Origin of the sequence: Edwardsiella sp. A.80236 (assembly GCF_044540725.1) — a bacterium.
GTDB lineage: Bacteria > Pseudomonadota > Gammaproteobacteria > Enterobacterales > Enterobacteriaceae > Edwardsiella > Edwardsiella tarda.
Window position 1 is genome coordinate 158,592 of the sequence record NZ_JBIUCY010000002.1, and the last position, 18,560, is coordinate 177,151.

The 18,560-nt window shown below is 61.4% G+C and carries 13 protein-coding genes; 11 read left to right on the forward strand and 2 right to left on the reverse strand.

Annotated features, from left to right (window positions below; translation table 11 throughout):
- Positions 1-274 precede the first annotated feature (274 nt).
- Both ACEQFP_RS02885 and ACEQFP_RS02890 read right to left on the reverse strand, forming a co-directional pair.
- Entirely contained in the window at positions 275-1,066 is a 792-nt protein-coding gene (locus ACEQFP_RS02885) for a DUF2076 domain-containing protein (protein ID WP_005282824.1), read from the reverse strand.
- 145 nt (positions 1,067-1,211) lie between these two features.
- Positions 1,212-2,225: an aminopeptidase gene (locus ACEQFP_RS02890; protein WP_005294910.1), complete on the reverse strand. Its 1,014-nt coding sequence runs from the start codon at positions 2,223-2,225 to the stop codon at positions 1,212-1,214.
- Positions 2,226-2,608: 383 nt separating this feature from the next.
- Here ACEQFP_RS02890 and ACEQFP_RS02895 point away from each other — a divergent pair, with 383 nt between their 5' ends.
- The 11 genes from ACEQFP_RS02895 (at position 2,609) to recD (ending at position 18,559) form a co-directional block, all read left to right on the forward strand.
- On the forward strand, positions 2,609-2,932 hold the full coding sequence (locus tag ACEQFP_RS02895) for a DUF3561 family protein (protein WP_370547562.1): 324 nt from the start codon (positions 2,609-2,611) through the stop codon (positions 2,930-2,932).
- Between the two features lie 218 nt (positions 2,933-3,150).
- A complete protein-coding gene (gene lgt, locus ACEQFP_RS02900) occupies positions 3,151-4,020 on the forward strand; it encodes a prolipoprotein diacylglyceryl transferase (protein ID WP_005282835.1) in 870 nt (289 codons plus the stop codon).
- Between the two features lie 27 nt (positions 4,021-4,047).
- Positions 4,048-4,842, forward strand: a complete 795-nt coding sequence (gene thyA, locus ACEQFP_RS02905; RefSeq protein WP_370546949.1) for a thymidylate synthase — start codon at positions 4,048-4,050, stop codon at positions 4,840-4,842.
- Between the two features lie 135 nt (positions 4,843-4,977).
- Complete coding sequence (locus ACEQFP_RS02910; RefSeq protein ID WP_370546111.1) at positions 4,978-5,460, forward strand: prepilin-type N-terminal cleavage/methylation domain-containing protein; 483 nt, start codon at positions 4,978-4,980, stop codon at positions 5,458-5,460.
- A complete protein-coding gene (locus ACEQFP_RS02915) occupies positions 5,406-6,008 on the forward strand; it encodes a peptidase (RefSeq protein ID WP_370546948.1) in 603 nt (200 codons plus the stop codon). Before ACEQFP_RS02910 ends, ACEQFP_RS02915 begins: the two co-directional genes overlap by 55 nt.
- Positions 6,005-6,487 (forward strand): DUF2509 domain-containing protein, encoded by a 483-nt coding sequence (locus tag ACEQFP_RS02920; RefSeq protein ID WP_370546947.1) that lies wholly within the window; start codon positions 6,005-6,007, stop codon positions 6,485-6,487. Before ACEQFP_RS02915 ends, ACEQFP_RS02920 begins: the two co-directional genes overlap by 4 nt.
- Positions 6,462-6,746 carry a prepilin-type N-terminal cleavage/methylation domain-containing protein gene (locus ACEQFP_RS02925; protein ID WP_035605771.1) on the forward strand — a complete coding sequence of 95 codons (285 nt, stop codon included), beginning with the start codon at positions 6,462-6,464 and terminating at the stop codon, positions 6,744-6,746. Before ACEQFP_RS02920 ends, ACEQFP_RS02925 begins: the two co-directional genes overlap by 26 nt.
- Before the next feature lie 73 nt (positions 6,747-6,819).
- Positions 6,820-10,203: an exodeoxyribonuclease V subunit gamma gene (gene recC, locus ACEQFP_RS02930; RefSeq protein ID WP_047060374.1), complete on the forward strand. Its 3,384-nt coding sequence runs from the start codon at positions 6,820-6,822 to the stop codon at positions 10,201-10,203.
- 67 nt (positions 10,204-10,270) lie between these two features.
- The gene (gene ptrA, locus ACEQFP_RS02935; RefSeq protein WP_370546946.1) at positions 10,271-13,156 is read left to right on the forward strand and encodes a pitrilysin; all 2,886 of its coding nucleotides are present in this window, start codon (positions 10,271-10,273) and stop codon (positions 13,154-13,156) included.
- Positions 13,156-16,716 carry an exodeoxyribonuclease V subunit beta gene (gene recB / locus ACEQFP_RS02940; RefSeq protein WP_370546944.1) on the forward strand — a complete coding sequence of 1,187 codons (3,561 nt, stop codon included), beginning with the start codon at positions 13,156-13,158 and terminating at the stop codon, positions 16,714-16,716. The genes ptrA and recB overlap by 1 nt, the downstream gene beginning before the upstream one ends.
- On the forward strand, positions 16,706-18,559 hold the full coding sequence (gene recD, locus ACEQFP_RS02945) for an exodeoxyribonuclease V subunit alpha (RefSeq protein ID WP_370546943.1): 1,854 nt from the start codon (positions 16,706-16,708) through the stop codon (positions 18,557-18,559). The genes recB and recD overlap by 11 nt, the downstream gene beginning before the upstream one ends.
- Position 18,560 lies beyond the last annotated feature (1 nt).

An 18,560-nucleotide genomic window follows, 5' to 3' on the forward strand; every position in this document is an offset into this window, starting at 1 on the left:
TGCCATATATCATCATGCAAAGATCCTTCTTCTTTACTTATTATGCTAGTGTGAGGTGAAATATCGTCTGGACGAATCTATTTCAAGTTACATTTTGTTACATTGGTGATAAGTGATAAGTGATAAGTGATAAGTGATAAGTGATAAGTGATAAGTGATAAGTGATAAGTGATAAGTGATAAGTGATGGGGGACTGGCGGTGGGAGATTCGCTGTGAGTGACGGGGGGAGAGAGAAGGGAGGCCCCTTCTCTCTGAGTGTGCTGCACCATGGCATTAGAAGAACGAGGAGTCGTCGTCGTCCCCGCCACCAAAGAAGCTACCATCTTGCTGATCGGCGAAGCCATCGTCTTGCCCGAAGCCGCCGTTGTTATCCTGGCGCCAATCGGCATTCTGCCAGTCGGCGTCGTTCTGGCCATTATCCTGGTTATTATTTTGGCTCTCGTCCGGGGCGTTATTGGCCTGGTCCGTGTTATCACCGTTATTGGTATTATCGGCGGCTGGCGTCTCATCGATGATGTTGACGATCTCTTCGGGTCGGCTCTGATGGAACAGACCGGTCAGCATGTTAGCCATCACCATCCCGCCAGCAACGCCGGCGGCGGTCTGCAAGGCGCCCCCGAGGAAGCTCCCCGCACGTGAGGGTGCCGCAGGTTGGGCGGGTTGGGCATAGCCCGGTGCCGGTTGCCCGTAGCCTGGTTGCCCGTAGTTAGCGGCGCCGGGGATCGGTTGGCTGCCTAAGTTGCTGCGCGTCGCGGTGGGGGCACTGTTCTGCGGAGCACTCTGCCCGCCACCGAACAGACCGGACAGGAAACCGCCACTACTGCGCGGTTGACTTTGCAATTGGTTAACTTGTTGCTGCAACTGCTCGACCTGTTGATTCAGGCGCTTGAGCGCCGCCTCTTGGATCAGCATGGCTTGTGCCATGTAGTAGGGCGCGGCAGGCTGCTTGGTCAAGCACGCCTGGATCAGGCGTTCCGCCTCGACATCGCGCGGGCCGCTACCCGCTTCGGCCTGTTGCAGACGGGAAAAAAGACCTTCAATGATACGTTGTTCTTCAGTTTGCATAATCTGCCTCGATACTGCGCCTAGAATTGGGCACGGACCTCTGCCGCGCCTTTTGGATCATAATGTAGGGATGCTTTACGCCAATGCAATCCCCCTTTACGCAAAGCGACACAGTTTGCGGTTTCTCGACAATCGATGGGGATGATCAGTCGGCCAATTGTTCCAGCAACGGCAATAGGATCTTGACGCCCTCCCGAGTGCGGGCGCGGATCCGCCCCGGCAAATGCCGATCCAGGTAGCTCATGCTGTCATATTGCGGTTGGTGCCAACTGATCCCCTGGCTGAACAGGCGATCGTGCCGGGTCTGGCGCGCCGGATGTTGAGTGTCGATGGCGGAAAGTAGTAGCAGCGGCAGCCCGGCTTGAGAGAACAGCGCCAAGCCTTCATTTTGGCTGTTCGGCTGGCTGAGCGTACTGCCATTGGTATGGCAGAGGCTGACCCCTACACGTTTCGCCACTTTGAGCAGTCGAGCGCGGCTCTGTTCGGCAAAGGGTTGGCTACTGCTGCTGACACATAGTCGATCGCCGCTAATCAATGAGTCTAATCCAATGACTAGCAGGGTATTTTTCTTCTGCTCCGGGCTCATACGCGCGAGGTAGTTTTCGATGCCTTTCCCCCCCAGCTCTTGGGCGCTGAGTGCCAGGAAGCGAATGCTGGCATCGGTCTTCACCGTACGTAGGCGTTCGGCCAGCTCCAGCATCACGCCGACACCGGAGGCGTTGTCATCGACTCCTTGTAGCGTCAGCCCACCCAGGTTACGGTTGACGTCATCGTCACTCTGCGGCGTGAAGGTGTCCAGGTGGGCGACGATCAGGATCTGTTTATCGCTGCGTCCCGTTTTGGCGGCGATCACCGAGGTGGCGGTGACGTTATGCCAACTGCTCTTGCCGTTGCTGTCGCGGTAGTGGTAGCGGGTCTTAAAATCGCGCAGGTTGCTGTCGTAACCCATTTGGCGAAAGCGTTGATTGACATAATCGGCCATCATGAGTTCGGCGGGACTCCCCGCCATACGCCCAGGGAAATAGGTCGCAATATGACGTACCTCCTGCTCGGCGATCTTGCCGATAGGCTGATGCGTTTGTGCCATGGCCGGCGCGCAGAGCAGCGCTCCCAGGCAGAGAGCGGCCAGGGAAAGGGAGTGTGAGCAACGGGAAAACATCAGTCGGGCATCCTTTGTATCTGCCGCGGGAGCGTCGCCCAGGGGCAGGGAGAGTCATCTGACGCTATTATCTCCCGCGCACGGGGAGGAAACAATTGTTACGGCCTAAATTCAGACTCGTGCTAGTCGCGCAGCGCGCTCCGACGCACATTATCGACACGCGTTACTCTAGGGCGTGGTGACCAACAATTGGTAACAAATTCGAACGCGCAAATGTTAGACGTTTTTACCGCCACGGTTATCATCAATGCCACATGCTGGCGTGATAGCCGTAAGGGCTGGCATCGGGCGTCCCGTGCCAGGCAGATACAGCCTGGCGTGTGACTGAGTGGCCGCATCTGGCCACTCGACTAAAGACTTTGCTGCCGCAGGATTCGGGTATGCTGATGAACGCCACCAACAGGCCAGTCGATGAACTGAGTCGCGCCGACTATGACGAGCCCTCCTACGCCTTGAGTGGCGGGGTGGCGGGCTTTCTCTTCTATTGGTTGGCGTTTGCCTTGCCGTTTGCGGTGTATGGCACCAACACCCTGCTTTTCCTGCTCTATACGTGGCCCTTTTTCTTGGCGTTATTACCGGTATCGGTATTGATCGGTATCTTATTAAACCGCTGGTTATCTGGGCGCCTGCTGTTTAGCCTGCCGCTCTGCGCTCTGCTGGTGGTGACGCTATTTTGGCAGACCTTTATTGCCTTGAGCGGTTGGTAAGTTGCCGGATTCTCTCCCCTCTTGCCCTCACGCCCTATTCCGGTAGCGCCTACCATCGCATCGCGAGTGTCACGCCAATTCGACGCAGATGGTTGCGCTACGATATGATTTTTTACACAACTTTATCGTCACGCATACACCGGTCATCCCGCCTTCCTATGCTATGATGCGCCTCTTGAGCGTATTTCCCCGTTTTTTAGACAGTATTGTGGTGACAGATGACGAACTATCTGCATTTCCCCAGTTTTAATCCGGTGATTTTCTCCATCGGTCCAGTCTCCTTGCACTGGTATGGATTGATGTACCTGGTGGGTTTTGTCTTTGCCATGTGGCTGGCGGTGCGTCGTGCTAACCGTCCCGGTAGTGGCTGGACCAAGGATGAAGTCGAAAACTTGCTATATGCCTGCTTCCTCGGAGTGTTCCTCGGTGGACGTATCGGCTATGTGCTGTTCTATAATCTGCCGTTGTTTCTCGATAACCCATTGTATCTCTTCAAGGTCTGGGACGGCGGTATGTCCTTCCATGGTGGCCTGATCGGGGTGATCGTGGCCATGTTGTGGTTCGCCCGTCGCACCAAACGCACTTTCTTCCAAGTTTCTGATTTTATTGCACCATTGGTACCATTTGGTCTGGGCGCCGGGCGTCTGGGGAACTTTATCAATGGCGAGCTGTGGGGGCGTGTCACGCTGGATACCCCTTGGGCGATGCTCTTCCCGGGGTCGAGCAGCGAAGATATGCAGCTGGCGGCCACCCATCCACAATGGCAAGCGGTGTATAACCACTTCGGCATGCTGCCGCGTCATCCTTCTCAGCTGTATGAGTTGTTATTAGAGGGGGTTGTGCTGTTTATCATCCTGAACCTGTTCATCCGCAAGCCGCGTCCAATGGGCAGTGTCTCGGGGCTGTTCCTGGTGGGTTACGGCGCCTTCCGTATCATCTGCGAATTCTTCCGCCAGCCGGACGCGCAGCTGGGTCTATTTGACGGGGTGATCAGCATGGGGCAGATCCTCTCCATCCCGATGATCCTGGCCGGCATCATCATGATGGTTTGGGCCTACCGCCGCCAACCGCGCGCGCAGATATCCTGATTTTTTACGTAGAGAGTTAGAGGTGACATGAAACAGTATCTGGATTTGATGAGAAAAGTGCTGGATGAGGGGACACCCAAGGCCGATCGTACCGGCACCGGCACCCTGTCGATTTTTGGCCATCAGATGCGTTTCAATCTGCAACAGGGCTTCCCGCTGGTGACCACCAAGAAGTGCCATCTGCGCTCCATCATTCACGAGCTGCTGTGGTTCCTCAAGGGGGAGACCAACGTCAACTACCTGCACGACAATAACGTCACCATTTGGGACGAGTGGGCCGATGAGCAGGGTGATCTTGGACCGGTGTATGGCAAACAGTGGCGTGCCTGGGGATGTGCCGATGGCCGTCAGGTGGATCAGATCAGCCAGGTGATGGCGCAGCTGCGTCAGGATCCCGATTCGCGGCGTATTATCGTCTCCGCCTGGAACGTGGGCGAACTGGATCAGATGGCGCTGGCGCCGTGTCACGCCTTCTTCCAGTTCTATGTCGCCGATGGTCGTCTCTCCTGCCAGCTCTATCAGCGCTCCTGTGACGTCTTCCTCGGTCTGCCGTTCAACATCGCCAGTTATGCCCTGTTGGTGCACATGATGGCGCAGCAGTTGGATTTAGCGGTGGGCGACTTCGTCTGGACCGGTGGCGATACCCACTTGTACAGCAACCATATGGAGCAGACCGCGTTGCAACTGAGACGCGAGCCGCGCCCATTGCCGCGCTTAGTGTTAGCCCGCCGTCCGGCATCGATCTTCGACTACCGTTTCGAAGACTTTATCATCGAAGGTTACGATCCCCATCCGGCGATTAAGGCCCCCGTCGCCATCTAAGGATGTGCATCACCGTTCATCCCGTTGCAAACGCCGGCCCTGTGCCGGCGTTTTTTATGGCGTCGTACCGCGTTTCGTTGCTCCTGATATTGGTCGCGAGGCTTCGTCCCCCTAGGCTGAGGACGGAGGTGTCGGGTGCGTAGCGTTCAAGAGGGATATACCTTACTGGAGATGATGCTGGTGTGTGTCTTGCTGGCGCTGCTGACCGCCGGTGCGACACCGCTATGGATGGAGCGGCGTGCGGCGCAGCGGTTACTGGATGAGACGCTACGCCTGCAACGCTATCTGCTGGCGTTGCGTGATCAGACGTTTTACAGCAATACGGCGCGTCCGATCGGACTACGGCACACCTCGGGGTGGGATTGTCTGGTGACGCGCCCAGGAGATGATTGCCAGGCCAGCACCGCCTTTGTGCCGGCACCGCCGTTACGCCTGGAGGCACAACTCTCGCCCGCGGCAGGATTCTACGGGCAACGCAATACGGCTCAGCCCGGCCATGTTCGCCTCAGCGATACGCGCCATGCCACGCGAGTGATCTGGTCAGCACAGGGGAGGGTGAGAGTATGCGCCGAGCACGGTTTACCATCGCTGACGCCTTGCAACGCCAGCGGGGAATGAGTCTCTTATCGCTGATGTTATCGCTTACCCTCGGGGCGCTGGTGTTATCGGCGGCGTTACGTCTGGTCGGCGAGCTACGACGTCAGGGGCTGTCCGCACAGCGCGAGCAGCAGCGTAACGCGGAGGGGGAGGCATTACTGGCACGTCTGGAGAAGGATGTGCGGCGCAGTGGTTTCTGTGCGTCGCCTTGTCGCCTTCCCGCGCCGCCCCTCGAAATTGCGGCCGTTAGCGGGGAGGCCCCCGCCTCCTGTATGTTGCTGGCCTATGATGAGGATGGCGATGGGCGTGTGGTACACGCGGAACGCGTCGGCTGGCGCTTACGGCAGGCGGCGTTAGAGACGCGGCGTGGCGTGACCTCGTGCCAGGGGGGCGGTTGGGAGCGGGTCAGCGATCAAGGCCGCTGGCGCGTTAACAGCTTGGTATTTCGTCCCTTACCCATGGGGATCGCCATCACCCTGGCATTGGCGGAACGCGATCGACGCGATCCCATCTGGCAACGACAGGTCTGGTTGGTGACGCCTAATCTGGCCGCGGGACGCGGGCGATGAGAGCACGGAGGTGTCGCCAGCAGGGCGTCATCGTGTTGGCGACGCTATTGGCCGCCTTGACGTTGGCGTTGGGCTGGGTCGTGGCGCAGCAGGCTCAGACGCGCGATCTGTGGCAGCGCCACCTTGCCGGGCGGCGTCATTGGCAGGCCGAGGCGCAGGCCGATCTCTGGTTGGCGCGGGCGCAACGTTTGCCCTGGCGTGCTAGTGCCCGTTGGCGTTGCCGTCGCTTGGCTGAGCATTGGTGGGCCTGCCTGCGTGCCACGGGGCATCAGGAGGCATTGCTCTGCATCGGTGGGCGGCCCGAGTTACTGGGCTACTCGCTCGTGCGTATTCGCTACCTGTGGAGTGAGGCACATGCACGGACACGATACTATCGGGCGCAGCCCGGCGGTTGGCTCGATTACCTCCCCGGCGCAGAGGGGTGCCCGCCAGCGGGGGAGTGGGTTGCTGGAGGTGATGGTGGCGTTGCTGCTGACTAGCGTCGGCCTGTTGGGGCTGATCCAGACGCAGCGCGCGCTGCTACACACCCAACGGTTACAGCTACAGCGTCAGGAGGCTTGGCGCTGCGCACGCGAGGGGCTAGCGCAGGCGGCATTGCATCAACCCTTGTCTCCCATGCCGCCGGGGTGGCGGCGTACGCTTGAGTCGCATCCCGAAGGGGCATGTCAGCGGTTACGCTGCCGGGTCAGCACACCGCTGGGCGATACGGCCAGCCTGGAAAAGTTGATTTGCCCTTGAGCGGCGTTCGCGGTAGCTTGAGCGCAAAATTCCACTGTCCGCATCGCAGGGCGGCGCTCGACCCGGAGAGGCTATGTTTACCGTTTATCACTCCAACCAACTGGATGTCCTAACGCAACTGATGGCGGCCTTGATGCAGGGGCAGCCGCTGGACAATCCCTTCGAGCGCGAGGTGATCCTGGTGCAGAGTCCGGGGATGGCGCAATGGTTGCAGATGGAGCTGGCGCGCAGCTTCGGGATCGCCGCCAATATCGATTTTCCCCTGCCAGCGACCTTCATCTGGGACCTGTTTACGCGCGTGCTGCCGGATATCCCACAGCGTAGCGCCTTCAGCAAAGATGCGATGACCTGGAAGCTGATGTGGCTGTTGCCCCAGTTCCTGATACGTCCCGAGTTTGCGCCGTTGGCCCACTACTTAAGCGACGATGCGGATCGGCGTAAGCAGTTTCAACTGGCGGCACGTATCGCCGACCTGTATGACCAATACCTGGTATATCGTCCCGAGTGGTTGCAGCGCTGGGAGCAGGGGACATTGATTGATGATCTCGACAGTGCCCAGCTGTGGCAGGCTCCTCTATGGGTCGCACTGCGCGACTACACCGAGCGTCTGGGTCAGCCGCAGTGGCACCGCGCCAACCTCTATCAGCGTTTTATCCAGGCGTTGCAGCAGGCTGACCAGCCACCGGCCGGGCTACCGCGGCGGGTCTTCATCTGCGGTATTTCGGCCTTGCCGCCGGTTTATCTGGAGGCATTGCGCGCCCTAGGGGAACACATCGATGTGCATCTGATGTTTACCAACCCCTGTCGCTACTATTGGGGCGATATTCAGGACTATGCTTTCCTTGCCCGGTTACAGAGTCGGCGGCGGCGCGATTACTTGCTGGCCCAGCGCACGCTGGGTGAGAGTCACAGTACGCTGTTCCGTACGCCGGAACAGGCCTCGGCACTTTTTGGCGAGGATGGTGAACAGCAGCTGAGTAATCCGCTGCTCGCCTCCTGGGGGAAGCTGGGGCGCGATCACATGTACCTATTGGCCCAGCATGGGCCACAGGAGGTCAGCGCCTTCGTCGATCTGGATCAAGACACACTGCTGCAGCGTATTCAGCGTGACATGCTGGAGTTAGAGGATCATGCCTGCATCGCCGATTCGCCGCAGACGTTGCAGGACAGCAGCCGGAAGCGTCTGTTGGCGCCCGATGATCGCAGTATTAGCGTCCATGTCTGCCACAGCCCGCAACGTGAGGTCGAGGTACTGCACGATTGTCTACTGGACATGTTCGCCGCCGATCCTACCCTCAGCGCGCGCGACGTGATCGTCATGGTCGCCGACATCGACAGTTATACGCCCTTCATTCAGGCGGTCTTCGGCAACGCCCCCGCGGCGCGCTATTTACCCTTCGCCATCTCTGACCGCAGCGCCCGCCAGTTACACCCGGTGGTGCAGGCGACGCTGGCGTTGCTCGATCTGCCCAACAGCCGCTTCACCGCCGAGCAGGTGCTGGCGTTGCTGGAGGTGCCGGCGCTGGCCGCTCGCTTTGCCATCGACGAGGAGGGCATCCGCCTGTTGCGCCACTGGGTCGAGGACTCTGGCATTCGTTGGGGGCTGGATGACGAGGCGGTGCGCTCGCTGGCGCTCCCTGCGACGGGTCAGCACACCTGGCAGTTCGGCCTGACGCGTATGCTGTTGGGGTATGCCATGGACAGCCGCTGCGGCGACTGGCAGGGCGTGTTGCCCTATGACGAGTCCAGCGGCAGCGTCGCCGAGTTGGTCGGCCATCTGGCGCAATTCTTGGCGGCTCTGCGTGACTGGCGCCAGCGTCTGGGGCAGATGCAGACACTGGCGCAATGGCAGCCATTGTGTCGCGAGTTGCTCGATACCTTCTTTCTTACCGATGCCGACAGCGAGGCGGTCTGCGCGCTGATCGAGCAACAGTGGTTACAGTTGCTCGCCGATGGACTGACATCGAATTACGCCGAGACTCTGCCGATCGCGTTGTTGCGTGACGAGTTGGCGGCGCGTCTGGATACGCAGCGCATCAGCCAACGCTTCCTCGCCGGGCCGATTAACTTCTGTACCCTGATGCCGATGCGCTCCATTCCATTCAAGGTGGTGTGTCTGTTGGGCATGAACGATGGCGTCTACCCGCGCACCCTGGCACCGTTGGGCTTCGATCTGATGGCCGGAAAGGTACAGCGCGGCGATCGCAGCCGGCGTGACGATGACCGTTATCTGTTCCTTGAGGCGTTGCTCTCGGCGCAACAGCGTCTGTATATCAGCTATATCGGCCGTTCGGTACAGGATAATACGGCGCGCTATCCCAGCGTGTTGGTCAGCGAACTGCTGGAGTATATCGCCCAGAGCCACTGCTTGGCCGCCGATCGGCAACGGGATGTCGACAGCAGCGCCGCGCGGGTGATGACACACCTGTGTCATCTCCATCCGCGGGTGCCCTTCGATGCCGAGAACTTCGACCCGGCTAGCGAATACCAGAGTTACGCCAATGAGTGGTTACCGGCCGCCAGCGGGCAGGGGACGGAGCAGCCACCCTTTGCGGTCAGTCTGGCGCCGCAGGCGCTCGAGACGCTGACGCTGGATGCGTTGATCCGCTTCTACCGTCACCCGGTGCGCGCCTTCTTCCAACAGCGTCTGGGGGTGAGCTTCACCCGCGAAGAGAGCGAACTGCCGGAGGAGGAGCCGTTCACCCTGGATGCCCTTAGTCGTTATCAGATCAATCAGTTGCTGCTCAATCGGCTGATCGCCGGTGAAGAGGTAATGCCGCTATACCGTCAGATCCGCGCCGCCGGTACGTTACCCTTCGGGGCTTTTGGCGAGCTGTGGTGGCAGGCGCAACACACGGAGATGGCGCAGTTGGCGCAGCGGGTCGGGGAGGTATTCCAACCGGGCGAGAGCCTGGAGATCGACTGTACCCTGGCGGGCTGCCGTCTAAGCGGTTGGTTGCCCCAGGCGCAAGCCGAAGGGGTGGTACGCTGGCGTCCTGCCGAGCTGGGGGCGACGGATGGCCTGGTCTTGTGGATCGAGCATTTGCTGTTTTGCCTCACCCAGGGGAGGGGCGAGAGCTGGATGTTTGGTCGTAAAAATACGGCCTGGCACTTCAGCGGGATTGAGGCCACCCAGGCGGAACAGGCATTAGAGCAGTTGATCGCCGGTTATCGTCTGGGTATGCAGCAGCCGTTGCTGCTGACGCGTAGCGGATGGCAATGGCTAAAGTGCTGTTATGATAAAGAGACGGCGCAGTTGTTGACGGATGAGGCGGTCCTCGCCAAGGCACGTAGCAGCCTCACTCAATGCTGGAACGGTGATGCCTTCGCCAGTGGCGAGGGGCAGGATGCCTATCTGCAACGGGTGGTGAGGACGCTGGATGAGACGGCGCTACAGGCCATTACGAACCAGGCACAGCGCTTTTATCTGCCGTTGTTACGCCATAACCTAGCGTGACGAGGGGGCGAGGAAGTGAGGCGTTACGCGATGGGCGCCGACGACAGAATTGAGAGGGGGAGAGAGCGTGATACGTAGACAAGGTAGGGTGATAGTCCTCTGGCTATTGCTGCTGTTGTGGGCCCCGTTGGGCATGGCCGCCGTGGGCTGGCAACCGTTGGCCGAGAGCATCAACAAGAGCGCCGGTGATCCGCGCGCTTATCAGGCTATCCGTTTAGATAACGGTATGAAGGTGGTGTTGGTCTCGGATCCGCAGGCGCCGCACTCACTCGCGGCGTTAGCCTTACCGGTCGGATCGCTGGATGATCCCGCGAGTCAGCTCGGGTTGGCACACTACCTGGAGCATATGGTGTTGATGGGGTCGAAGCGTTTCCCACAACCGGATAACCTGTCGGAGTTTCTCAAGAAACATGGTGGCAGCTATAACGCCAGCACCGCCTCGTACCGGACGGCCTACTATCTCCAGGTGGAGAACGATGCCTTAGCGCCGGCGTTGGATCGTCTGGCCGACGCCATCGCCGAGCCGCTACTGGATAAGGGCAACGCCGATCGGGAGCGCCATGCGGTGAACGCCGAGTTGACGCTGGCCCGTTCGCGTGACGGCCTGCGTATGGAGCAAGTCTCCGCCGAGACACTCAATCCGGCCCACCCCAGCGCCCGTTTCTCCGGGGGGAACCTGGAGACGCTGAGCGATAAGCCCGGCAGTAATCTGCACCAGCAGTTGGTGGCCTTTTATCAGCGTTACTATTCCGCCAACCTGATGGTTGGGGTGATCTATGGTGATCAGCCGCTGCCCGCGTTGGCGGCCTTAGCGGTGCAGAGTTTTGGCCGTATCGCCAATCGCCATGCGACGGTGGCACCGATCGACGTACCGGTGGTGACGCCGGCTCAGCAGGGCATCATCATTCATTATGTCCCGGCTCAACCACGCCGTATGCTTCGCATCGAATACCGCATTCCTAACGACAGCGCCGCGTTCCGTAGCAAGACTGACACCTACATCAGTTACCTGATCGGCAATCGGAGTAAGAACACGCTGTCCGACTGGCTGCAACGCCAGGGGCTGGCCGAGTCCATCAGCGCCGGGGCCGATCCGTTAGCCGATCGCAACGGCGGTGTCTTTAACATCAATGTCGCCCTGACGGAGAAGGGGGTCGCCGAGCGGGGACGGGTGATCGCGGCGATTTACGATTACCTACGCCTACTCCGTACCCAGGGCATCAAGCAGAGCTACTTTGACGAGATAGCCCATGTGCTGGCGCTCGACTTTCGTTACCCGTCGATCACCCGTGACATGGGATACGTCGAGTGGATGGTCGATATGATGCTGCGCGTGCCGGTCGCCCATGTATTGGACGCCCCCTATTTGGCCGATCGCTTCGATCCCCAGGCGATCGCCGCGCGTCTCGACAGCATGACGCCGCAGCAGGCGCGTATCTGGTTTATCGGCCCCGACGAGCCGCACAATAAGCTGGCCTATTTCGTCGATGCGCCCTATCAGGTCGACCGCATCACGCCGCAACAACTGGCGCGTTGGCAGCGCGATGGGCGGGATATCTCGCTGTCGTTACCGGCGCTCAATCCCTATATTCCCGATGACTTCGCCCTGATTAAGCCGGTCACGCCCACCCCTAGCCATCCGCAGGCGATCGTCGATCGCCCGGGGGTGCGCGCGTTGTATATGCCGAGTCGCTACTTTGCCGATGAGCCGAAGGCGGACATCACGCTGGCGCTGCGTAACCCGCTCGATGGCGACCAGGCGCGAGGTCAGGTGCTCTTTGCCTTGACCGACTACCTGGCCGGATTGGCGTTGGATCAGTTGGCCTATCAGGCTTCGGTGGGGGGGATCGGCTTCTCGACCGGCTATGACGATGGACTGGTGATCAGCGCCAGTGGTTTCACCCAACGCATGCCACAACTACTCAGCGCGCTGCTTGAGGGGTATCGGGGTTTCACCCCGACCGAGGCGCAGCTGGCGCAGGCTAAGTCATGGTATCGTCAGCAACTCGACGCCGCCGATAAGGCCAAGGCCTTCGAGTTGGCGATGCAGCCGGTGCGGGCACTTTCCCAGGTGCCCTATAGTGAGCGCGCCGCGCGCCGCGCCCTGTTGCCATCGATCACCCTGGCAGACATCGTGGCGTATCGTACACGACTGATCGAGGGAGCCTCACTGGATCTGTTGGCGGTGGGTAACCTCTCCGCCGAGCAGGTGAGCCTGCTGGCCGAGCGCATCAGTAAGCAATTGCATACCCAGGGCACGCGCTGGTGGTATGGTCGCGATGTGGTGATCACCCAGCCGATGGCGGCGACGCTGCATCAGGCGGGTAGCAGCAGCGACTCGGCGTTGGCCGCCGTGTATGTACCGACGGGATACGATGAGGTGGCGGGCATGGCGCGTAGTCAGTTGTTGAGCCAGATCCTACAACCCTGGTTCTACGATCAGCTGCGCACCCAGGAACAACTGGCCTATGCGTTGTTTGCCTTCCCGACCTCGGTCGGGCGTCAGTGGGGGCTGGCCTTCCTGCTGCAGAGTAACAACCGTGCGCCGGATTACGTATATGGTCGCTATCAAGCCTTCTACGCCCAGGCGGAGCGGCGTCTGGCGGCCTTGAGTGCGGCTGATTTTGATCAGTATCGCCAGGCCCTGATCACTCAGCTCCGCCAGCGTCCGCAGACGCTGTCCGAGGAGGCGGGGCGTTTCCAGGGCGACTTTGCCCGCGGCAACCTGGCCTTCGACACGCGAGAGAAGCTGATCGCGGCCTTGGGCGCGTTGACGCGCGCCGATCTGCAGCGCTTCTTCCGTCAAGCGGTCATGGCACCGCAGGGGTTAGCCGTGTTGTCCCAGGTGATGGGGCAGAGCGCCCAAGGGCAATATGCCCAGCCGGCGGGATGGCATAACTACCCTGACGCCAGCGCCCTGCAACGGAGTCTGAAGATCGAGGTCAGCCGTTGATGATGGCGACGCATACGCTGGATCCGCTTACGCTGCCGCTGCGTGGCGCGCGCCTGATCGAGGCCTCGGCCGGTACCGGCAAGACCTTTACCCTGGCGGCGCTCTACCTACGTCTGCTGTTGGGGTTGGGGGAGGAGCATGCCTATCCGCGCCCGTTGGCGGTCGAGGAGATCCTGGTGGTGACCTTTACCGAGGCCGCCACCGAGGAGCTGCGTGGGCGCATTCGCAGCAATATTCACGATCTACGCCTGGCTTGTCTGCGTGGCTACAGCGCGCATCCGTTGCTGAGCGCTCTACTGACGCAGATCGCCGATCTGCCTCAGGCGGCGGCCTTGCTCCTGGCGGCGGAGCGGCAGATGGATGAGGCGGCGATCTACACCATTCATGGCTTTTGTCAGCGCATGCTTAGCCACAACGCCTTCGAGTCTGGGGTTCTGTTTCAGCAGACCTTGTTGCAGGATGAGTCTCAGCTGCAACGCCAGGCCTGTGCCGATTTCTGGCGGCGCCACTGTTACCCCTTGCCCCAGGCGGTGGCGGCGATCGTCAGCCAGCTGTGGAGCGGCCCGGAGGCTCTCTTGGTCGAGTTACGCCCCTACTTGTCGGGCGAGATGCCGCTGCTACGACCGGCCAGCGCGCTTCAGGAGTCGGTGGAGCAGCGCCATCGGGCGCTGATCGCCCGTATCGAGGCGCTTAAGGCGGCCTGGCGCGAGCAGGGCGGGCAGGTGGCCGCGCTGATCGCCGACTCGGGCGTGGATAAGCGCAGCTACAGTAGTCGCCATCTGCCCAAATGGTTGGATGAGATGGCGGCCTGGGCGCAACAGGAGACACTGGACTACCAGTTGCCGGGATCCATCGAACGCTTCGCCCAGGCGACGCTGGAACAGAAGACCACGAAAGGTAGCGCACCGCGTCACGCCCTGTTCGCCGCCGTCGAGGCGTTGCTGGCCGAGCCGCTGTCACTGCGCGATGTGCTGCTGGCGCAGGCGCTGGTCGCCGTCAGGGAGAGCGTGCAGCAGGAGAAACGGCGTCGTGCCGAGCTGGGGTTCGACGATCTACTCAGTCGTTTGGCCCAGGCGCTTGATGCGCAGGCGGGGGAGGCCTTAGCCGCCGCTATTCGCCAGCGTTACCCGGTAGCGATGATCGATGAATTTCAGGATACCGACCCGCAACAATACCGTATCTTCCACCATATTTACGGCGGGGCGGCTCAGGCCGAGACGGCGTTGCTGCTGATCGGCGATCCCAAGCAGGCGATCTACGCCTTCCGCGGCGCGGATATCTTCACCTATCTACAGGCTCGCGCGGCGGTGGAGGCGTGTTACACCCTGGGTACCAACTGGCGTTCGGCTCCCGGCATGGTGCAGGCGGTCAATCGTCTCTTCTCCCTGTCCCCCGCCCCCTTTTTGTTCGACGAGATCCCCTTCTTGCCGGTGGCAGCCGCGCCGAAGAATGCCCATCATCGGCTGCTGATCGACGATGTCGCGCAGGCGGCGTTGGATCTGTGGCTGTACGACGTACCCGGCTGTAGCCAGCAAGAGTACCTGCATGTGATGGCGCAACGCTGTGCGACGCAGATCCGCGATTGGCTCAGCGCCGGGCAACGGGGAGAGGCGCGGTTGATCGGCGAGGATGAGAGTGCGGAGGGGCGGCCGCTGTGCGCCGCCGATATGACCATCCTGGTACGCAGTCGCCATGAGGCGACGGTGATGCGTGATGCCCTGAGTGCCCTCAACATCCCCTCGGTGTATCTGTCGAACCGTGACAGCGTCTTCTCTACCCCGGAGGCCCGCGATCTATTGTGGCTGTTGCAGGCCATCCTGGCGCCAGCGCAGAGCCGTACCCTGCGCAGCGCCTTGGCGGTCGGCCTGTTGGGGCTGAGTGCCGCCGAGCTGGATGCATTGAATCAAGATGAGCGGCGATGGGATGCGGTAGTGGATGAGTTCGATGACTACCGGCGCCACTGGCAGCGGCGTGGCGTCTTACCGATGTTGCGTGAGTTGATCGGCCGCCGTCGCTTGGCCGAGAACCTGTTGGCGACGTCGGGGGGCGAGCGCCGTTTGACCGATGTGTTGCATCTGGGCGAGTTGTTGCAGGAAGCGGCGCAGCAACTGGAGAGCGAGCCGGCGCTGGTGCGTTGGTTGGCGCAGCAGATCGATAGCCCGCAGCCGCAGGCGGAGAGCCAGCAGATGCGCTTGGAGAGCGATCGGCACTTGGTACAGGTGGTGACCATTCATAAGTCCAAGGGATTGGAGTTTCCCGTGGTCTTTTTGCCCTTCGTCGCCACCTTTCGTCGCCAGCGTCAGGGGCTGTATCATGAATCCCACAGCCTACAAGCCGTCTGGGATCTGTGCGCGGACGAGCAGGCGTTGGCTCGAGCCGATCAGGAACGTCTGGCGGAGGATTTGCGCCTGTTGTACGTCGGCGTCACTCGCTCCATCTACTATTGTGCGTTGGGTATCGCCCCGCTGGTGCTCGGCAATCGCAAGAAGCAAGGTGAAAGCGACTTGCACCATAGCGCGTTAGGGTATCTGTTACAGCGCGGCGACGCCTGCGATGCCGAGGGGCTACATCAGGCGTTGCAGGCATTACAGGATGACGATATCCGCCTGACGCGTCTGGCTCCTGTCGACGTCGAGGCCTGGCAAGGCCCACTCGCGACGGCGCGTACCTTGTGCGCTAAGGCCTTCAACCGCTCGCTGCGCGACACCTGGCGCGTGACCAGTTATTCGGCGCTGCAACAACATGGCAGCAGTGGGCGTTACCTGGAGCTGTTGCCCCATCTGGACATCGATGCCGCCGGCGAGCACCGCGCCCCGCCCGCACCGAGCCTGGATGCCCATAGTTTCCCGCGCGGCGCCGCACCGGGCACGTTTCTACACAGCCTCCTGGAGGCGTTGGATTTCACTCAGCCTATCGATGAACTCTGGCTGGCCGAACGTTGCCAGGAGCAGGGCTTAGCGCCCGAGTGGGTGCCCGCATTGGCGCATTGGTTAACGCAAATCCTCCAGGCGCCGTTAGATGCGCAAGGGTTGAGTCTGAGCCAACTGGCGCCGACGCATTGCCAGCCCGAGTTGCAGTTCTACCTGCCGATCGCCCGTCCGCTCGATCCCGCCCGGCTAGATGAGGTGATCCGGCGCCATGACGCGCTGTCGGCCCAGAGCCCCCCGTTGGCGTTTAACGCGGTCGACGGTATGCTGAAGGGGTTTATCGATCTGGTGTTCTGCCATCGTGGGCGTTACTACCTGCTGGATTATAAATCGAACTGGTTGGGGGAGACGGGAAAGGCCTACAGCGATGCGGCGATGGCGGCGGCGATGGTATCGCACCGTTACGACCTGCAGTATCAGCTGTATAGCCTGGCCTTACACCGTTATCTGCGCCACCGTGTGGCTGACTATGACTATCAGCGCCACTTCGGGGGGGTATTTTACTGTTTCCTGCGCGGCATGACGCGTGCGGTGCCGGGGCAGGGCGTCTTCGCCTGCCGACCCTCGCAGGCGTTGGTGACGGCCTTGGATCGTCTGTTCGCTGGGGAAGAAGGAGATGACGATGTGCGATGAGCTGCTTTCCCAGTTGGCGCAACAGCACAGCCTGCGCCCCTTGGATCTGCAATTTGCCCACCTATTGGCTCCGCAACAGCCCCATCTGGCGCTGGCGGCGGCGTTGGTTAGCCTGGAGCTGGCGGCGGGGCATGTCTGCTTGCCCTTGTCGGCGCTGAGCGTCACGGCGTTGAGTCGACGCTTTCCGGAGCAGGCCGATCGTTGGCCTCCCCTTCTTGGCGGTTGGGACGAGGATCGTTGGCAGGCCTATCTGTTGGCGCAACCCTGTGTCAGTCACGGCGAGCGGGCGACCCCGCTGGTGGTTAGCCACGGTAATCTGTATCTGCAACGTCTCTGGCAGGATGAGGGGACGGTCGCGACATTCTTCGCCACGGCCTGCGCGCAGCAGAGCGCGGATAGTCCACGGCTGGCGGCGGTGTTGGCGCAGTTGTTCCCGCGTGCGGATCACGAGGAGCCGGATTGGCAACAGGTGGCGGCGGCGGTGGCGGTGACGCGCCGGGTGGCGGTGATCTCGGGAGGGCCCGGCACCGGAAAAACCACCACGGTGGCGCGCCTGTTGGCGGCCTTGGTCGCGTTGGCGGCCGAGCGTCCGCCGCGGATTCAACTGGCGGCACCGACCGGTAAGGCGGCGGCGCGATTGAGCGAGTCGCTAGGCCAGGCATTGGCGCGATTGGCATTGCCACCGCATCAGGCCGAGGCATTGCCACGTGAGGCGCTGACCCTGCATCGCCTGTTGGGCGCGCGCGCGGACAGCGCCCGTCTGCGTTACCATCGAGACAATCCGCTCCATCTGGATGTCTTGGTGGTCGACGAAGCATCGATGGTCGATCTGCCGATGATGGCGCGCCTGATCGAGGCATTGCCGCCGCGGGCACGTTTGATTCTGCTGGGCGATCGCGATCAATTGGCCTCCGTCGAGGCCGGTGCCGTGTTGGGGGAGTTGTGCCGTTTCGCCGAGTATGGCTTCAGTGCCCCCCGCGCCGCCGAGTTGAGTCGCCTGTGCGCGGCACCGATCCCCGCCGGGCCGGCGCAACCGGCGCTGGCGTTGCGCGACGCCATCAGCCTATTACGCCGTAGCTATCGTTTCGCCGCCGATTCGGGCATCGGCCGCCTGGCACAGGCGGTCAATCAGGGCGAACGACGTGCGGCCTTGGCCTGTCTGGAGGCGGCCTTCGCCGATCTGCGCTGGCGTGAGATGGTGCAGGATGATGACTACCTGGCGTTGTTGGACGCTTGTCTGGCGGGGTATCGCCCGATGCTGGAGGGCATCCGTGCGGGACAGGAGCCCGCCCAGATCCTGGCGGAGTTCGCCCGTTTCCGTCCGTTGTGCGCCCTGCGGGAGGGGCCATTCGGCCTGCATGGCTTGAACGAGCGCATCGCCTTGACGCTACAGCGCGCCGGCCTGTTGCAGCGTGGGGCAGGCGAGAAGGCCTGGTATGCCGGACGTCCGGTGATGATCACCCGTAATGACGCCAGTCAGAAGCTGTTCAACGGCGATATTGGCATCACCTTAGGCGATGAGCAGCAGGGCTGGCTGGTGTGGTTTATCGCGAGCGATGGCCAGACGCGTGCGGTGCAGCCAAACCGGCTGCCGCCTCATGAGACCGCCTGGGCGATGACGGTGCACAAGTCGCAGGGGTCGGAGTTTGACCATACCCTGCTGGTGTTGCCGAGCCACTCCTCGCCGGTGGTGACGCGGGAGCTGGTGTATACCGCCATCACCCGTGCGCGTGACCAATTGACCGTATTCGCCACCCGTGCGGCGTTGGAGCGCGCCATTCGCACCCCGACGGAGCGCCGCAGCGGGCTGATGGCTCGCCTGTTGGCGGCCGCCGCAGCGTGAA